Here is a 15371-nt window from a genome sequence, read left to right on the forward strand (position 1 = left end):
AGCGAGTATCGCCGATTGAGCGTGTGCGTGTTGAGATGGATCAGTTGTTCGCCGCGACCGAGCGGCCGTTGACCGAGATTTTGGAGGAGGTCGGGCGGTTATCGGTGCGTCTGGTGTTTCAGGTCGCCGTGGAGGCCGAGGTAGAAGCAGTGTTGGGCCGAGCCCGTCACCAGCGTCGGGTTCAGGACGGCCCGGGCGGGTACCGCAATGGGTATCAACCGCCGGCGACGGTGAAGACCACGATGGGCTCGGTCGAATTATGCCGCCCGAAACTACGCGACACCGACGAGCGGTTCTGTTCGCGGCTATTCGGTGCCGGGGTGACGCGCACCCACGCTCTGGAGGCGTTGGTGATTTCGGGATGGGTGCGCGGTTTGTCGGATCGCGACATCGAGGCCGCGTTGGCCGAGGTGCTGGGCTCGTAGGCGGCGTTGTCGCGCTCGACGGTGAGCCGGATTTGTGCGGCCATCAAAGACGAGTTTGCTGCGTGGTCGTCTCGACGCCTTGATGAGCTGGTGTTGGACTACCTGTTCTTGGATGCCTCGAACTTTCGGATGCATCCCAACGCCCCGGCCGAGCCGGTGCTGGCCGCCTGGGGCATCTGCACCGACGGCAAGCCCCTGTTTATTGGGCTGGCCCCAGCCGCAGCGGAGTCGGCTGATGCGTGGGCCGGCTTCTTGGCTGACCTGAGGAACCGGGGACTACGCCCGCCGCTACTGGGCATCTCCGACGGGGCGCCGGGCCTGATCGCCGCATGGGAGACCACGTTTCCGGCAAGCCTGCGTCAGCGGTGTCTGATCCATCGCTGCCGTAACGTCATCGCCAAGACACCTGTCGCGGTCCAGGACGAGATCAAAGCCGCGTTCTGGTCGATCTTCGATGACATTGACCAGCCACCCGGCCAGCAGGCCGTGGATGAAGCCACCCGCCGCGCCGAGGAGTTCACCACCACATACCGCGGGCTCTACCCAGCCGCGGTCGCTTGCCTGGCCAACGACTTCGCCTCGCTGAGCGTGCATTTGCGCTTCCCCCGCCAACACTGGACACGCATCCGCCATTCCAACCTCATCGAACGCACCTTCGGAGAATCCCGTCGCCGGGTCAAGGTCATCGGCCGCCTACCCGGCGAAACCAGCTGTCTGTCGCTGGTATGGGCCGTCCTCGACCGCGCCAGCCGCGGCTGGCGCGGAGTCACCCAAACATCAGCGACCAGCCGCCACCTCCAAGAACTACGCCACCAACTGCTCGAGCCACCCCGCCCACTGCATCCCCCCACCACAACAACCACGACCGACACCACCGCCGCGTAACATGACCACCAGGAACATGCGCCCAGCGTTTTTACACCAGTCCTAAGACGCCACCCTTCGAAGGAAGCTATCAGGCAAAACACTAAAGAGCACTCACCATCTGGCGAGCTGCCTGCACGCAACTCCAGGCAATTAGGCGACCGTCGACAACCGAACTAGACCACGTTGGAGTACCCCTGTGTCTGCTGAAAAATTCATAGAATTGGCTAAAGGAATCGAAGATCTGAGCGTGCTCGAAATTGGGACCAAAAGGGTTTCGAAAAGGCGCTCGAGTGTCCATAAATCCTGGGTGCCACACGCTGTCGAATACGTATGCTCCGACTTCGAAAATGGTCTAGACGTCGACGTTGTTTCCGACGTTTGTGAACTATCCGCTACGTTTGGTGAACAGCGTTTCGACGCCATTATTTCGTGCTCGACTTTGGAGCACATTCAGTACCCTTGGGTTGCCGCCGTCGAGCTGTGTAGAACGCTCAAGGTCGGCGGGTTGTTGTTTGTTATGACGCATCTGACATTCCCGATCCACGCATACCCTCACGACTACTGGCGATTCACCAAGGAAGGACTGCAGACGTTATTTTCACCGCAAGTCGGTTTCGAGTGCATCGAAAGTGCCTACAATTTTCGAGCGCCAATATTGTCGAACCGTCCCGGTCGGCTGCAGCGCGCAGTGATGGGTAGCTACCTCAACAGCACCATTCTCGTGAGAAAAATAAGCCATCCACCAGAAAACTTTCAGTGGCAGGCGCGGTCGGAGAAATAGCGGAAGTATCGGGCGCGGTTCGCGCGGGCATGCTTGGGTTTGGTCGTGGTTTCCTGGGTGTCCGCATGCCGTGGTGGGTGGGCGTGACCGCAGGGTCACCCACTTTGCCGACCGCGTGATGGCAGTAGGTGCTATGTTGCGGCGGGCTCAATCGCTCACCAATACCAGGCGATTCTCGGAAGGACCTCGATGGACTGGTACACCGGCAACACTACCTATGACACCGTCTTGACGATCGCGCTGTTCATTGCGGTGCTGGTGATCATCGGCGGCATGTTTCAGCAGAGTCCTTACGGTCGGTTCGGTGCCACCGCGCGTGGGGTGAATCTCAGCCCGAAGCTCGGTTGGTGGCTTATGGAGATACCCGCAACCGTGGCTTTCGGGATCTTCTACCTCACCGGGCCGCTGAGATTCGACGCCACACCGCTGGTCCTTGCCGCCATCTGGCTGCTGCACTATGGGAACCGAGGTTGGTTTTTCCCGCTGTCAATCAGACAAGTGCCAGGTAAACGCAGCAGCTTCAACATCTCGGTGCTCGTGGCTGGAATAGTGATCACCTCGATGCACGGCTACCTCAATGGCTCATTCTTCAGCCATGACTACAAGCATCAGTACGACACCAACTGGCTGACCGATCCGCGGTTTCTGGTGGGGGTGATCGTCTACCTCAGCGGATTCATCCTGCTGGTCTGGTCTGAGTCAATTGTGCGCAATCTGCGTAGAAAGGACGATCCCGGCGCCGCAGAGTACAAGATCCCTTATGGCGGCGGGTTCCGTTTCGTCAGCAGCCCGGCGTACCTGGGTGAGTTGATTGCATGGGCGGGGTTCGCGCTGCTGACTTGGTCACTGGCAGGGGTTGCGATCTTTCTGATCACGGCAGGCAATCTGATCCCGAGGGCGTTCGCCACTCACAAGTGGTATCGCGAGAAGTTCCCTAGCTATCCTGCCGAGCGCAAGGCTCTGATACCCGGAGTGATCTAGCCAGACTCTTCTGACGAGACACTCGCGCAGGAACGGGTGCAGTGGCGGCCTGTAAAGATGCGGTGGCATCCGCTCGACCGTTATCTTCGGCTCGATTGCACGGATTGACGCGGTTTGGGCGCACGATTCAAAGCGCGATGGGATTGGCAACAATGTCTTGCGCGCAGACTTCTTCGTCCTGCGTCAAACGGAAGCGTTCTACAGCAAGTGCTGATGCGTAAATGATTTCAAGCTGCCCCCCCCTGCCGGGACAACAGGTTGGTCTAGGGCGGATCCGCGACCTCTTCGAGAGATCGGATTATGGACTTTAGGTCGCGGTCGCCCCGTTCGAGTTTGGCGAATCCGCCGTTGTAGATGTTCAGCGAGTCCAGGGCCAGTTGACGAAGATAGGCGACCCGGTCACGAGAAACCTCTTCGTTCTTCAACGCCTGCTTCCGAAAATCGACCAGATAACCGTACCGCAGGCGGCTTGCCGGCCGCCTACCGGAATGTTGTCACTTCGATTTTCCTGAAGAGCGTGCCCGCTGAAGCATGCTCCATTAATCATCGCAGGGACATTGAGATTTCTCGGTATTTATTAGGCTTTAAAGAATCTTTGCGCGAGGTTGTTGTCAAGGTTTCTGATATTCGTACTAGCTAGGTCGAGATAGGCCAAGGCCTGCATGGTCACATCGATAATGCGGCGTTGAATTTCGGTAAGCTGGCTCAGCCGTTCCTGAGAGGCCCCTGCGGCATGTCCTTCGGAAATTGTTGCCAACGAAGCCTGGGTCTGGTCGATGCGATCGAGCGCCGACTCTGACTTTGAAAGAACCCGCCGCAAACCACCGATGCCCGCAGCGATACCTTCCTGGTCGTAAACCAGCATGTTGGTGGCGCTAGAGCTTCCAGCATCCAGCTGTCCTAAACCGTCAGCTGATAGGGGAGGCCCCAATAGGGTTTTTTTGTCAGCAGCTGGCGATCGGGTTGAAATCCAATCCGCTTGATCGAGCGGTTCACCCGGCGTTTCTGGGCTTGGCGGTGGTCCTGGGGGATTGAATTGGCCTGGCCGGTAGAGGCGATCGTTTGTGTCCCGGGGGGTTGGGTTGATTTCTAGTGTGTTGGGTCGTTGTGGTGCGCGGGGGTCGGGTTCTAGGGCGAAGTTTTTTAGGCTGTCCGGTGGAGTGAAGGATGCCGGGTCTGGTAGGCCCTGAGGTGTCGGCGTGGGTGGTGATTCTGGGCTTGCCAGTGATTTTGGGCTTGGTGGGGGTGCGGTGGGGGGTCCGAGTCGGTGTGGCCCGTAGGTGTGATTGTTTGTGTCCCGGGGGGTTGGGTTGATTTCTAGTGTGTTGGTGTCAACGGCAAGTGAAAACTGATCAGGTTTCGGCAATCGAAAATTGACCAGCTTGGTTTCATTGGTCCTCGGCTGTGGTGGTGTGGCCGAGGTCTCGGTCTTTGATGCGGTAGCTGTCTCCTTTGAGGGCGATGACTTCGGCGTGATGGACGAGTCGGTCGATCATGGCGGCGGCGACTACGTCGTCGCCGAACACTTCGCCCCACCGCCCGAAGGGCTTATTCGAGGTGACGATGAGACTGGCCCGTTCGTAACGCGACGACACGAGTTGGAAGAACAGATTGGCGGCTTCGGGTTCAAACGGGATGTAGCCGACTTCATCGACAACCAGCAGGGGGTAGCGGGCCAGCCGCGCCAATTCGGCTTGCAGGGTGCTGTTGTGATGGGCGCGAGCAAGACGATCAACCCATTGCGAAGCGGTCGCGAACGCAACGCGGTGACCTGCTTGACAAGCGCGCATCGCAATCCCGATCGCCAGGTGGGTCTTGCCGGTCCCTGGTGGGCCGAGGAACACCACGTTGTCTTTAGCGGTGACGAAGTCCAGGGTGCCCAGATGGGCGATGATGTCGCGTTTGAGACCGCGGGCATGATCGAAGTCGAACTCTTCCAACGATTTACGTGATGGGAAGCGGGCAGCGCGGATGCGCCCTTCGCCGCCGTGAGATTCCCGAGCCGACACCTCACGCTGCAGACACGCCGCGAGGAATTCTTCATAGCTCCACGCTTCGGTTCGGGCGCGCTCAGCGAGACGTTCGATGGCCTCACGCAGCGTCGGGGCTTTCAACACCCGGGTCAGATACGCCAGCTCGGCGGTGACATCACGGCTGCTGGTCGCGGTCTTGGCAGCCATCACGCCACCGGCCCGTCAAGGCCCAACAAGGCGTCGTAATCAGCGAGACGGCGTTGTTCGACCTCCACGTGATGCGGTGGACCAACAACCTCGAGCCGTTTGCGCCGCAGCAGTTTCGCGGCCTGGACATGTTCGGGATCGCTGATCGTTTGATGTTTGGCCCAGATCCGGTCGTGGTCGGCGACCAGCGTGCCGTCACACCAGACCCGCACCCGGTTTAGATCTGCGATGATCTCGATACGGCGGCCGATCGCGGCCGGATGCACCGAGTAATCGTTGCTGTCGAGGCGCACGTAATGATCGCGAGGCAACCGCGTTGAGCGTCGCCATCCGATGCTGGGCCCAACCGGCGGCAATGCCAGCATCGCTGCGGTATCGGCGGCGATGCGATCTGCTGGCCGGCATCCCAGCACCCGATGCTGGCGGTGGTTGGCCCCCACCAGCCAGGCCTGCAACTGGATGTTGAAATCGGCTGGGGAGCCAAACACCCGCCCCGGCAAAAACGCCCGCTCCAAATAGTCATGGAACCGTTCAACCAGACCCTTGGCCTCAGGATCAGCGGGTTTACAGATCCCTACCGTGGTGGCCAAGGTCCCGCGGAAAGCCTGACATGCCGGGGTCAACTCTGGTCGGCGTGCCCGCCACCGCCCGACCGCGCCCTCACCATCCCACACCAACACCCGTGGAACCGCACCCAACGTCGAAAGATGCTGCCACCAACCGGCATACAAGTCTTCGGCAGCGCGTGTCGGAATCAACAGCGCCGAAGCCCACCGTGAATACCCACACACCATGGTCAACACCGGTAACGTCGCCGCCCTACGAACCTGGCCATACCCCACCGGCACCACAACATCGGGAAACCAGAAGTCACACTGCCCGACCTCACCGGCCACATACGTCGTCCGTGACACCGGATCCGGCGCCAAATACAGTGGCCGTAACTCACGCACCCGCCCACTCAGTGTGCGGATCGAATACGACCAACCGATCCGCTCAGCAATCACCGTCGCCGGCATCCGCGGATAGGCCGCCAACAACTCCCGAATCCGCGGCTCGGCCTCATCAGCAACAGAACCCCTCACCGCACGCCGATACTTCGGCGGCCCATCAGAAGCCAACGCCGACTTCACCGTATTCCGCGAAATACCCATCACCCGCGCAATCTCGGCAATCGGCAACTGCTCCGACCGGCGCAACCGGCGAATCTCAGCCCAATCCTCCACGTTCAACACCTGCCTCCTCCTTGACACATAGCCAAGGCACTCTAGGAAGCTGGTCAATTTTCAATTGCCGCCCACTGGTCAGTATTCAGTTGCCGCCGACATGTTGGGTCGTTGAGGTCGCGTCTCATCGCTGGTGTAAATGGTCACGGGCGTAGGTTCCGTCGCAACCGACGAAAGCTATGAAGGAGGGGCTACGCCCGTGACCAAGCGAGTATCGCCGATTGAGCGTGTGCGTGTTGAGATGGATCAGTTGTTCGCCGCGACCGAGCGGCCGTTGACCGAGATTTTGGAGGAGGTCGGGCGGTTATCGGTGCGTCTGGTGTTTCAGGTCGCCGTGGAGGCCGAGGTAGAAGCAGTGTTGGGCCGAGCCCGTCACCAGCGTCGGGTTCAGGACGGCCCGGGCGGGTACCGCAATGGGTATCAACCGCCGGCGACGGTGAAGACCACGATGGGCTCGGTCGAATTATGCCGCCCGAAACTACGCGACACCGACGAGCGGTTCTGTTCGCGGCTATTCGGTGCCGGGGTGACGCGCACCCACGCTCTGGAGGCGTTGGTGATTTCGGGATGGGTGCGCGGTTTGTCGGATCGCGACATCGAGGCCGCGTTGGCCGAGGTGCTGGGCTCGCAGGCGGCGTTGTCGCGCTCGACGGTGAGCCGGATTTGTGCGGCCATCAAAGACGAGTTCGCTGCGTGGTCGTCTCGACGCCTTGATGAGCTGGTGTTGGACTACCTGTTCTTGGATGCCTCGAACTTTCGGATGCATCCCAACGCCCCGGCCGAGCCGGTGCTGGCCGCCTGGGGCATCTGCACCGACGGCAAGCCCCTGTTTATTGGGCTGGCCCCAGCCGCAGCGGAGTCGGCTGATGCGTGGGCCGACTTCTTGGCTGACCTGAGGAACCGGGGACTACGCCCGCCGCTACTGGGCATCTCCGACGGGGCGCCGGGCCTGATCGCCGCATGGGAGACCACGTTTCCGGCAAGCCTGCGTCAGCGGTGTCTGATCCATCGCTGCCGTAACGTCATCGCCAAGACACCTGTCGCGGTCCAGGACGAGATCAAAGCCGCGTTCTGGTCGATCTTCGATGACATTGACCAGCCACCCGGCCAGCAGGCCGTGGATGAAGCCACCCGCCGCGCCGAGGAGTTCACCACCACATACCGCGGGCTCTACCCAGCCGCGGTCGCTTGCCTGGCCAACGACTTCGCCTCGCTGAGCGTGCATTTGCGCTTCCCCCGCCAACACTGGACACGCATCCGCCATTCCAACCTCATCGAACGCACCTTCGGAGAATCCCGTCGCCGGGTCAAGGTCATCGGCCGCCTACCCGGCGAAACCAGCTGTCTGTCGCTGGTATGGGCCGTCCTCGACCGCGCCAGCCGCGGCTGGCGCGGAGTCACCCAAACATCAGCGACCAGCCGCCACCTCCAAGAACTACGCCACCAACTGCTCGAGCCACCCCGCCCACTGCATCCCCCCACCACAACAACCACGACCGACACCACCGCCGCGTAACATGACCACCAGGAACATGCGCCCAGCGTTTTTACACCAGTCCTAAGACGCCACCGGTCGTTGTGGTGCGCGGGGGTCGGGTTCTAGGGCGAAGTTTTTTAGGCTGTCCGGTGGAGTGAAGGATGCCGGGTCTGGTAGGCCTCGCGGTGGTGGTGTTGGTTCTGGGCTTGGTGGGGGTGCGGTGGGGGGTCCGAGTCGGTGTGGCCCGTAGTTGCGATTGTTCACATCCCAGAGGCTCGGATCTTCCGGCGGAGGAGAAGAAGGATCTCGCTGGGAAACGCTGTCGAATTGGTTCAATCCGTACAGTTCCTCTAGGGCATCCGAGTCTGACCAGTTAGGGCTTGCCGGCGGAACAGGTGGTGTTTCTGGAGACTCAAACTGGCCTGTCCCATAGTTGGGATCGTTCGCATGCCAAGGGTCCGGCTCGAAGGGGTCAGGTTCCAGCGCGAGGTTTGTTGGGCTGTCCGGTGGAGTGAAGGATGCCGGGTCTGGTAGGCCCTGGGGTGTTGGTTCTGGGCTTGCCGGCGTTTCTGGGCTTGGCGGTGGTCCTGGGGGATTGAATTGGCCTGGTCCGTAGCTGCGATCGTTTGTGTCCCAGGGGTTTGGGTTGATTTCTAGTGTGTTGGGTCGTTGTGGTGCGAGGGGGTCGGGTTCTAGGGCGAAGTTTTTTAGGCTATCCGGTGGAGTGAAGGATGCCGGGTCTGGTAGGCCCTGGGGTGTTGGCGTTAGTTCTGGGCTTGGCGGTGGTTCTGGGCTTGGCGGTGGTTCTGGGCTTGGCGGTGGCGCGTATGGGGGGTTGAGTCGGTGTGGCCCGTAGTTGGGATTGTTCGCATCCCAGAGGCTCGGATCTTCCGGCGGAGGAGTAACGCTGTCGAATTGGTTCAACCCGTACCGCTGATCGAGGGCATTCGAGTCTGACCAGTTAGGGCTTTCCGGCGGAACAGGTGGTGTTTCTGGAGACTCAAACTGGCCTGTCCCATAGTTGGGATCGTTCGCATGCCAAGGGTCCGGCTCGAAGGGGTCGGGTTCCAGCGCGAGGTTTGTTGGGCTGTCCGGTGGAGTGAAGGATGCCGGGTCTGGTAGGCCCTGGGGTGTGGGTGGTGGTTCTGGGCTTGGCGGTGGCGCGTGCAGGGGGCCGTGCTGGCCTGTCCCATAGTTGTCATTGTTCGTATCCCGGGGGTCCGGGCTGGCTCCTGGTTTGTCGGCCGGTACCGCCCTGGGAGAACTGTGAGGTGGCGTCTTAGGACTGGTGTAAAAACGCTGGGCGCATGTTCCTGGTGGTCATGTTACGCGGCGGTGGTGTCGGTCGTGGTTGTTGTGGTGGGGGGATGCAGTGGGCGGGGTGGCTCGAGCAGTTGGTGGCGTAGTTCTTGGAGGTGGCGGCTGGTCGCTGATGTTTGGGTGACTCCGCGCCAGCCGCGGCTGGCGCGGTCGAGGACGGCCCATACCAGCGACAGACAGCTGGTTTCGCCGGGTAGGCGGCCGATGACCTTGACCCGGCGACGGGATTCTCCGAAGGTGCGTTCGATGAGGTTGGAATGGCGGATGCGTGTCCAGTGTTGGCGGGGGAAGCGCAAATGCACGCTCAGCGAGGCGAAGTCGTTGGCCAGGCAAGCGACCGCGGCTGGGTAGAGCCCGCGGTATGTGGTGGTGAACTCCTCGGCGCGGCGGGTGGCTTCATCCACGGCCTGCTGGCCGGGTGGCTGGTCAATGTCATCGAAGATCGACCAGAACGCGGCTTTGATCTCGTCCTGGACCGCGACAGGTGTCTTGGCGATGACGTTACGGCAGCGATGGATCAGACACCGCTGACGCAGGCTTGCCGGAAACGTGGTCTCCCATGCGGCGATCAGGCCCGGCGCCCCGTCGGAGATGCCCAGTAGCGGCGGGCGTAGTCCCCGGTTCCTCAGGTCAGCCAAGAAGTCGGCCCACGCATCAGCCGACTCCGCTGCGGCTGGGGCCAGCCCAATAAACAGGGGCTTGCCGTCGGTGCAGATGCCCCAGGCGGCCAGCACCGGCTCGGCCGGGGCGTTGGGATGCATCCGAAAGTTCGAGGCATCCAAGAACAGGTAGTCCAACACCAGCTCATCAAGGCGTCGAGACGACCACGCAGCGAACTCGTCTTTGATGGCCGCACAAATCCGGCTCACCGTCGAGCGCGACAACGCCGCCTGCGAGCCCAGCACCTCGGCCAACGCGGCCTCGATGTCGCGATCCGACAAACCGCGCACCCATCCCGAAATCACCAACGCCTCCAGAGCGTGGGTGCGCGTCACCCCGGCACCGAATAGCCGCGAACAGAACCGCTCGTCGGTGTCGCGTAGTTTCGGGCGGCATAATTCGACCGAGCCCATCGTGGTCTTCACCGTCGCCGGCGGTTGATACCCATTGCGGTACCCGCCCGGGCCGTCCTGAACCCGACGCTGGTGACGGGCTCGGCCCAACACTGCTTCTACCTCGGCCTCCACGGCGACCTGAAACACCAGACGCACCGATAACCGCCCGACCTCCTCCAAAATCTCGGTCAACGGCCGCTCGGTCGCGGCGAACAACTGATCCATCTCAACACGCACACGCTCAATCGGCGATACTCGCTTGGTCACGGGCGTAGCCCCTCCTTCATAGCTTTCGTCGGTTGCGACGGAACCTACGCCCGTGACCATTTACACCAGCGATGAGACGCGACCGAAATGACTGCCGTGCAACCTAGGCTGGTCTAGATGGTGCCGACCCTGTCCCAAGTTCGGGCATGGAGCACCGGGTATCTGATCGAGGCGGCCAGCTACTGGACTAAGACCGCCGATCAGTGGGAAGACGTGTTCTTGCAGATGCGCAACGATTCCCACACTTTGGTATGGGAAGGCGCTGGCGGTGATGCACTACGGGAGCGAACCGGCGCTGACCTCCCAATAGTGAGCGCTAAGGCCGATCAACTGTGCCAAGCCGGCAAGATCGCCCGCGATGGCGCCGGAACGATCGGCACCGTACGCCGCAGGGTGCTCTATGGCGTTGACGACGCCCACAACGCCGGTTTCGTAGTTGGAGAAGACTTCTCGGTCACCGATACTCGAACTAGCCGCAGCGCCGTTGAACAAGCGGCTCGCCAAGCCCAAGCCCAAGCATTTGCTGCCGACATCCGCCAACGCGCCGCCCAACTAGTCGGGGTTGAACGCGAGGTAGCCGCCAAAATCACCGCCGCCACCGCCGAACTCACCCCCGCCTTCCGCGAAACACCCAAAAACACACCCCACGTGCAGGCCGTGGACTACAAAACCGCGCCGCCGCCTGATCGCACGCACCCAGTCAACGATGTGATTGCCGAAGCCACCGACCTCGACGGCAACCATGTTGTACTCAGGCGCGGCTACTACAACGCAGCTAACGATAAAGGCTTCGGTTGGGACAAGATCTACTGGAAGCACGGGCTGATCAACCCGAACGTGTTCAAGGACCTGATCTCACATTCTCATCCGATAGAGAATCAAGGTGGTTCTCTGGTCTATGAGGTGCCGATCAACAAGGCCCATTGCACGTCGGGCTTTCTCGGTTTACCCAGTTGCGCCGACACCGGCGAGAGTCTGACGATGAGAATCGTGGCGAACACTAACCCCAGCTACGACGTACCCGGTGGCGGGCAGAAAGGAGTGATCACGATGTATCCCCTCCCAGGAGGCAGCGGAGTCGTTGAAGTACAAAGGAACTGGACGCTGACACCGCCATGGGTGAACAACTATGCACCCATCAACTGAATCCTCACCGGGCCAGCCCCCGACCGACGCAGAGTGCGACTTCGCAGCCAAGGTCCTCGACGAGCTGCTGCACCACATAGAGGTACGCAACGCCAATGCTGCCGCCTACCCACGGCCGGGACGTTGCACGTTCCTTGTGTCTCACGCGTGGACAGACGGCGCGGTGATGCACTTGGTTTACACCGCGCCGCCATCGGATCGTACCTGGGGCTTGGTCCGCGACACCCGAGAATCGTTGATCAACCCGTCCCCGTGGAACGAGGCCGACAATCCTGCCCTGTACTACTACCTGCTCGATCTCGAAGAGAACTGGCCAGGCGCGCACTCCCGAGAGCCCGGCGAGAATCCCGGCCGGATCTGGTGGGCAGGTGATCCACTTACGAACCTCCCCGCGCATCTCGCCAAGCTTCCCGAGGACTACCGCTACACCCCACCGCCGACAGACCCGGCGTGGATCGACCACACCCCGCCGGTAGTCAACGAACCGCGCCGCTACGTGGACCCGAACGGACTACAACCGCCGCCAGATGCGCGTCGGCCGACTCAATGAAGTAGGCAGCATCCCGATCGCTGTCCGCTGGAGTCCGGTTTGAGCGAGCGTTAGGTCGCATTGGCGGCGGCGATGTACGCCGAACTCTACGCAGATGGCAACTGCTGTTACACCGCGGCCCAGATCGCCGCCGAGTTCGGCGTCGCACGACCAACCATCTACCGGCATCTATCCGCCGCGGCCCTATCGCCAGAGTTGCATCGCTGATGCCAGATACGCAGACCTAACCGGTTCACACACTGGTCCCCTGTGTGCGAGACTCTCAATGATGGTGTCAAGCTGCGGCGGTGGCTATCGGTTTGCCGAGAGTGAACTCGCGGCCGTCGCGTAGCAGTGCCCACAGGACGTCGACGAGGCGGCGGGCCAGGGCGAGCAGGGCCTGGCTGTGGATGAGGCGTTCACCGCGTTTGCGGTCGTAGAACTGCCGTGACGGCCCGTTGGTGCGCAGGCTGGACAGCGCGGCCAGATAGAACACGCGGCGCAGTCTGCGGTTGTAGCGTTTCGGCCGGCGTAGATTGCCGCTCACGCGACCGGAGTCCTGTGGCACAGGAACCAATCCGGCGTAAGACGCCAGGCGCCCGGGCGTGGCAAACGATGCCAGGTCACCGCGGGTGACGACCAGGAACTCAGCGCCCAGGTTCGGCCCGAAGCCGGGCAGCGACTCGATGATCCGCGCGTAGGGATGATCGCGGAAGCGCTCGGCGATCATCTTGTCGATGTCTTTGATCTCGCGGTCGAGCCCGAGCAGCTTGGCCGCCGTCCGTTTGACCAAAGCGGTGGTACCGTCCTGGCCGGGCAGCGCTATCTGCTGCTCATTGGCCAGCGCTACGGCGGTGGCCGCGGTCGTGGCGATCCCGGGACGCCAGGCCTGGTTGTTGGCCAGATGGGCCGTGACGCCGTCGGTGCCGGCCGCCCGGATCTCCGCGGGGGTGCATAGCCCGGCGACCAGAATCAGCGGTGTGCGGGTGGAGTAGTCGAACGCTGCTTCCAGGGCCGGGAAGATCGACCCCAGCAGCGACCGCAACCGGTTGATACCGCGAACCCAGTCGGCCATCAAATCAGTGCGATAGCCGGTCAGCTGGGTCAACTCCATGACCAGGTCGTCGGGTATCGTCACTGTGGCGAGATCGCTTCGCATGCGGGCAGTTTCGGCGATAACCCGAGCGTCTTTGGCGTCGGTCTTACCCTCGCCCCGAAACGCACCGGTCATGGTGTTGACCACTCGGCCGGGCACATAGACCACCGATTCATCGGCAGCCAGCAGCACCGTGATTAGCATCAGCGCCAGCGGGCTGGTCAGATCGACGGCCCATCGCACCTGCTCGGCAGTCTTTTGCGCGCGGTCGATCAGCGCCTCGATCGCCCGCTGCTCGTTGGCCAATTTTTGAGTCCACACCACCGTGCCGGTCTCATCCACCGCGCACGCGTGATGGCTGGCCTTACCAACATCGATTCCGACCCACACCAGTGGCCGTCCCGTCACGGTTGTTCTCCTGTGTTCGCAGGTCAAGCCCATGGACAGCTCCGCCGACATGTCCCTAACCAGCGACGATCCGCATCAGCTCTCAATCAGCGGCCGGAGCGTCCAGCACGGTGGGGCAGCCAGCCTCACGAAGCCACACACTCAGCAACAAGATCTCAGCTACACCCCACCGCCCTGGGCATCCAGAGCATCAACCCCAGACACCCACGACCTTAGGGACAGGATCTGATTACTCCCGATTCTTTAGATGTGCGACAAGGCGAGCATTTCCTGCGGTGGCGATGCCATGCAGCACACATGGTTCGATGCACGCATGACAGACGAGGATCATTCCGTGTTCAACGATGAGAGCTGGAGGACGATCCGGGAGACCGTCGCCCGGGCGAAACAGTCCTCTATGCACTGTGCGATCGCGTCGGTCGATCCTGACGGCACACCACACATCACGCCTGTAGGAACGGTATTTCTGCGCGATGACCGCACCGGCTTCTACTTCGATCAGTACACCAGCGCGCTAGCGCGCAACATCGAGGCTGACCCCAGAGTGTGCCTGATGGCAGTCGACACTGGGCGGCTGTTCTGGCTCCGCTCGCTACTCGCAGGCCGCTTCATCGCCCCCCAGGCGTACGCCTGTTCGGCGCTGCCGGCCCCCTGCGGGCTGCAACCCAGTTCGAGCTGGAGCAAGTTAGACGAAGTGTCCGCAAAACGCAGTGGTTGAAGGGCAGCAAGATGCTCTGGTCGGATTTCAGCCATGTCCGCGATATCGCCTTTAACGGATGCCGACCGGTGCGTTATCCGGTCATGATGGGACACCTGTGGCAAGACGGCTCCTGAACGCGGCTCTCTCTACCGCTGTCCATCTGATGAGACCGGATGTGATAACGCCCGTTTCTCTAGATGTGAGACGGCGCGGTCTCAACAGCGCGATGGCTTCTGCGCGCTGGCTACGATCACACACCTCCTGGCGGTGCCGTTTCGCCACGCAACTCAACTCTGATTGCCCGTTCCGGGCAGCTTGCCGCGCCTTCGATTGCCTTCTCCAGAAGGCTTCCTTGGACGTAGGGCTTGACAACGACGCAGTAGTTCTCGGCATCGGGCTGGTAGACCTCTGGCGCAGAGGCATAGCACACGCCCCATCCCAGGCAGCGATTTCGGTTGACGACCACCCTTACCGATCCGCTGGTGTCCATGCCGGTTGCACTGAAGCGCGCCCGCACGTCATGCTGTGTGGCCGGCGTGAGTCCTCGTTTGGTGATGAGGTCGATGGCACGGTCGACCATGTCGACGTTGGTGGCAGTCCGAAACGCCAACGGGCAATCCCCGATACCCACTCGGATGCCCAAGCCACGATCCAGTGCGTGCTCCCAAAGCTCTTGACATCGTTCGGCCGAGCTCATCGCATACGGTACGACAACGATCTCGTGGTCAATCCACGTTGGGATCCTTGTCACCAGGAAATCGATGACGTCGGGTTCCGAATCGCTATAGGACACCCAGCGATCGGAGAAGAACAGCTTGATGTGCAATGGTTGCCGCAGGATCCCGATGCGGGCGGCCAGTGTCACCCAACGCAAGTCGACGGCGTTGAACACCGCGATGCTGGGCACTAGGCC

14 protein-coding genes and 1 pseudogene are annotated in these 15371 nt (G+C 61.6%); 8 read left to right on the forward strand and 7 right to left on the reverse strand.

Annotation, left to right across the window (positions count from 1 at the left end; translation table 11 throughout):
- The first annotated feature begins 35 nt into the window (after nt 1–35).
- From ACO07W_RS18570 to ACO07W_RS18580, 3 genes and pseudogenes are all read left to right on the forward strand, one after another.
- Nucleotides 36–1310 (forward strand): annotated as a pseudogene (locus ACO07W_RS18570) (IS256 family transposase).
- A gap of 178 nt (nt 1311–1488) precedes the next feature.
- Nucleotides 1489–2073 (forward strand): class I SAM-dependent methyltransferase, encoded by a 585-nt coding sequence (locus ACO07W_RS18575; RefSeq protein ID WP_421845164.1) that lies wholly within the window; start codon nt 1489–1491, stop codon nt 2071–2073.
- Between the two features lie 189 nt (nt 2074–2262).
- On the forward strand, nt 2263–3054 hold the full coding sequence (locus ACO07W_RS18580) for a methyltransferase (protein WP_421845165.1): 792 nt from the start codon (nt 2263–2265) through the stop codon (nt 3052–3054).
- Nucleotides 3055–3317: 263 nt separating this feature from the next.
- Here the strand turns inward: ACO07W_RS18580 and ACO07W_RS18585 are convergent, their stop codons facing one another.
- The 4 genes from ACO07W_RS18585 to istA form a co-directional block, all read right to left on the reverse strand.
- Nucleotides 3318–3479, reverse strand: coding sequence for a hypothetical protein (locus ACO07W_RS18585; RefSeq protein ID WP_421845166.1), 162 nt, complete (start codon nt 3477–3479; stop codon nt 3318–3320).
- A gap of 152 nt (nt 3480–3631) precedes the next feature.
- Nucleotides 3632–3919, reverse strand: a complete 288-nt coding sequence (locus ACO07W_RS18590; protein ID WP_421845167.1) for a hypothetical protein — start codon at nt 3917–3919, stop codon at nt 3632–3634.
- A 523-nt stretch (nt 3920–4442) separates the two neighbouring features.
- Entirely contained in the window at nt 4443–5234 is a 792-nt protein-coding gene (istB, locus tag ACO07W_RS18595; RefSeq protein WP_421839995.1) for an IS21-like element helper ATPase IstB, read from the reverse strand.
- Nucleotides 5234–6469 carry an IS21 family transposase gene (istA, locus tag ACO07W_RS18600; protein ID WP_421839994.1) on the reverse strand — a complete coding sequence of 412 codons (1236 nt, stop codon included), beginning with the start codon at nt 6467–6469 and terminating at the stop codon, nt 5234–5236. The genes istB and istA overlap by 1 nt, the downstream gene beginning before the upstream one ends.
- A 232-nt stretch (nt 6470–6701) precedes the next feature.
- Here istA and ACO07W_RS18605 point away from each other — a divergent pair, with 232 nt between their 5' ends.
- Entirely contained in the window at nt 6702–7976 is a 1275-nt protein-coding gene (locus ACO07W_RS18605) for an IS256 family transposase (RefSeq protein ID WP_421840071.1), read from the forward strand.
- Between the two features lie 1286 nt (nt 7977–9262).
- Here ACO07W_RS18605 and ACO07W_RS18610 read toward each other — a convergent pair.
- Nucleotides 9263–10537, reverse strand: a complete 1275-nt coding sequence (locus ACO07W_RS18610; protein ID WP_421840071.1) for an IS256 family transposase — start codon at nt 10535–10537, stop codon at nt 9263–9265.
- Between the two features lie 159 nt (nt 10538–10696).
- On the opposite strand from ACO07W_RS18610, the gene ACO07W_RS18615 reads away from it, so the two are divergent.
- The 3 genes from ACO07W_RS18615 to ACO07W_RS18625 all read left to right on the forward strand — a co-directional run bounded on the left by ACO07W_RS18615 (nt 10697) and on the right by ACO07W_RS18625 (nt 12482).
- Complete coding sequence (locus ACO07W_RS18615) at nt 10697–11725, forward strand: hypothetical protein (protein WP_421845168.1); 1029 nt, start codon at nt 10697–10699, stop codon at nt 11723–11725.
- Nucleotides 11709–12275: a hypothetical protein gene (locus ACO07W_RS18620; RefSeq protein ID WP_421845169.1), complete on the forward strand. Its 567-nt coding sequence runs from the start codon at nt 11709–11711 to the stop codon at nt 12273–12275. Before ACO07W_RS18615 ends, ACO07W_RS18620 begins: the two co-directional genes overlap by 17 nt.
- A 72-nt stretch (nt 12276–12347) precedes the next feature.
- On the forward strand, nt 12348–12482 hold the full coding sequence (locus tag ACO07W_RS18625) for a helix-turn-helix domain-containing protein (protein WP_421846097.1): 135 nt from the start codon (nt 12348–12350) through the stop codon (nt 12480–12482).
- Between the two features lie 67 nt (nt 12483–12549).
- On the opposite strand, the gene ACO07W_RS18630 is transcribed toward ACO07W_RS18625, so the two are convergent.
- The gene (locus ACO07W_RS18630; RefSeq protein WP_421844812.1) at nt 12550–13758 is read right to left on the reverse strand and encodes an IS110 family transposase; all 1209 of its coding nucleotides are present in this window, start codon (nt 13756–13758) and stop codon (nt 12550–12552) included.
- 247 nt (nt 13759–14005) lie between these two features.
- Between ACO07W_RS18630 and ACO07W_RS18635 the strand changes: the two genes are divergently transcribed.
- Entirely contained in the window at nt 14006–14476 is a 471-nt protein-coding gene (locus tag ACO07W_RS18635; protein WP_421845170.1) for a pyridoxamine 5'-phosphate oxidase family protein, read from the forward strand.
- A gap of 232 nt (nt 14477–14708) precedes the next feature.
- Here the strand turns inward: ACO07W_RS18635 and ACO07W_RS18640 are convergent, their stop codons facing one another.
- Nucleotides 14709–15365 (reverse strand): ferredoxin, encoded by a 657-nt coding sequence (locus tag ACO07W_RS18640; RefSeq protein ID WP_421845171.1) that lies wholly within the window; start codon nt 15363–15365, stop codon nt 14709–14711.
- Nucleotides 15366–15371 lie beyond the last annotated feature (6 nt).

It is taken from the genome of Mycobacterium sp. (assembly GCF_965230835.1).
Lineage (GTDB): Bacteria > Actinomycetota > Actinomycetes > Mycobacteriales > Mycobacteriaceae > Mycobacterium.

Excerpts from the sequence above, each read along its gene's own strand:
- ACO07W_RS18580 (WP_421845165.1), top strand. The coding sequence starts at position 2,263 with ATGGACTGGTACACCGGCAACACTACCTATGACACCGTCTTGACGATC.
- ACO07W_RS18590 (WP_421845167.1), bottom strand. The coding sequence starts at position 3,919 with ATGCTGGTTTACGACCAGGAAGGTATCGCTGCGGGCATCGGTGGTTTG.
- istB (WP_421839995.1), bottom strand. The coding sequence starts at position 5,234 with ATGGCTGCCAAGACCGCGACCAGCAGCCGTGATGTCACCGCCGAGCTG.
- ACO07W_RS18605 (WP_421840071.1), top strand. The coding sequence starts at position 6,702 with ATGGATCAGTTGTTCGCCGCGACCGAGCGGCCGTTGACCGAGATTTTG.
- ACO07W_RS18610 (WP_421840071.1), bottom strand. The coding sequence starts at position 10,537 with ATGGATCAGTTGTTCGCCGCGACCGAGCGGCCGTTGACCGAGATTTTG.
- ACO07W_RS18615 (WP_421845168.1), top strand. The coding sequence starts at position 10,697 with ATGGTGCCGACCCTGTCCCAAGTTCGGGCATGGAGCACCGGGTATCTG.
- ACO07W_RS18620 (WP_421845169.1), top strand. The coding sequence starts at position 11,709 with ATGCACCCATCAACTGAATCCTCACCGGGCCAGCCCCCGACCGACGCA.
- ACO07W_RS18625 (WP_421846097.1), top strand. The coding sequence starts at position 12,348 with ATGTACGCCGAACTCTACGCAGATGGCAACTGCTGTTACACCGCGGCC.
- ACO07W_RS18635 (WP_421845170.1), top strand. The coding sequence starts at position 14,006 with ATGTGCGACAAGGCGAGCATTTCCTGCGGTGGCGATGCCATGCAGCAC.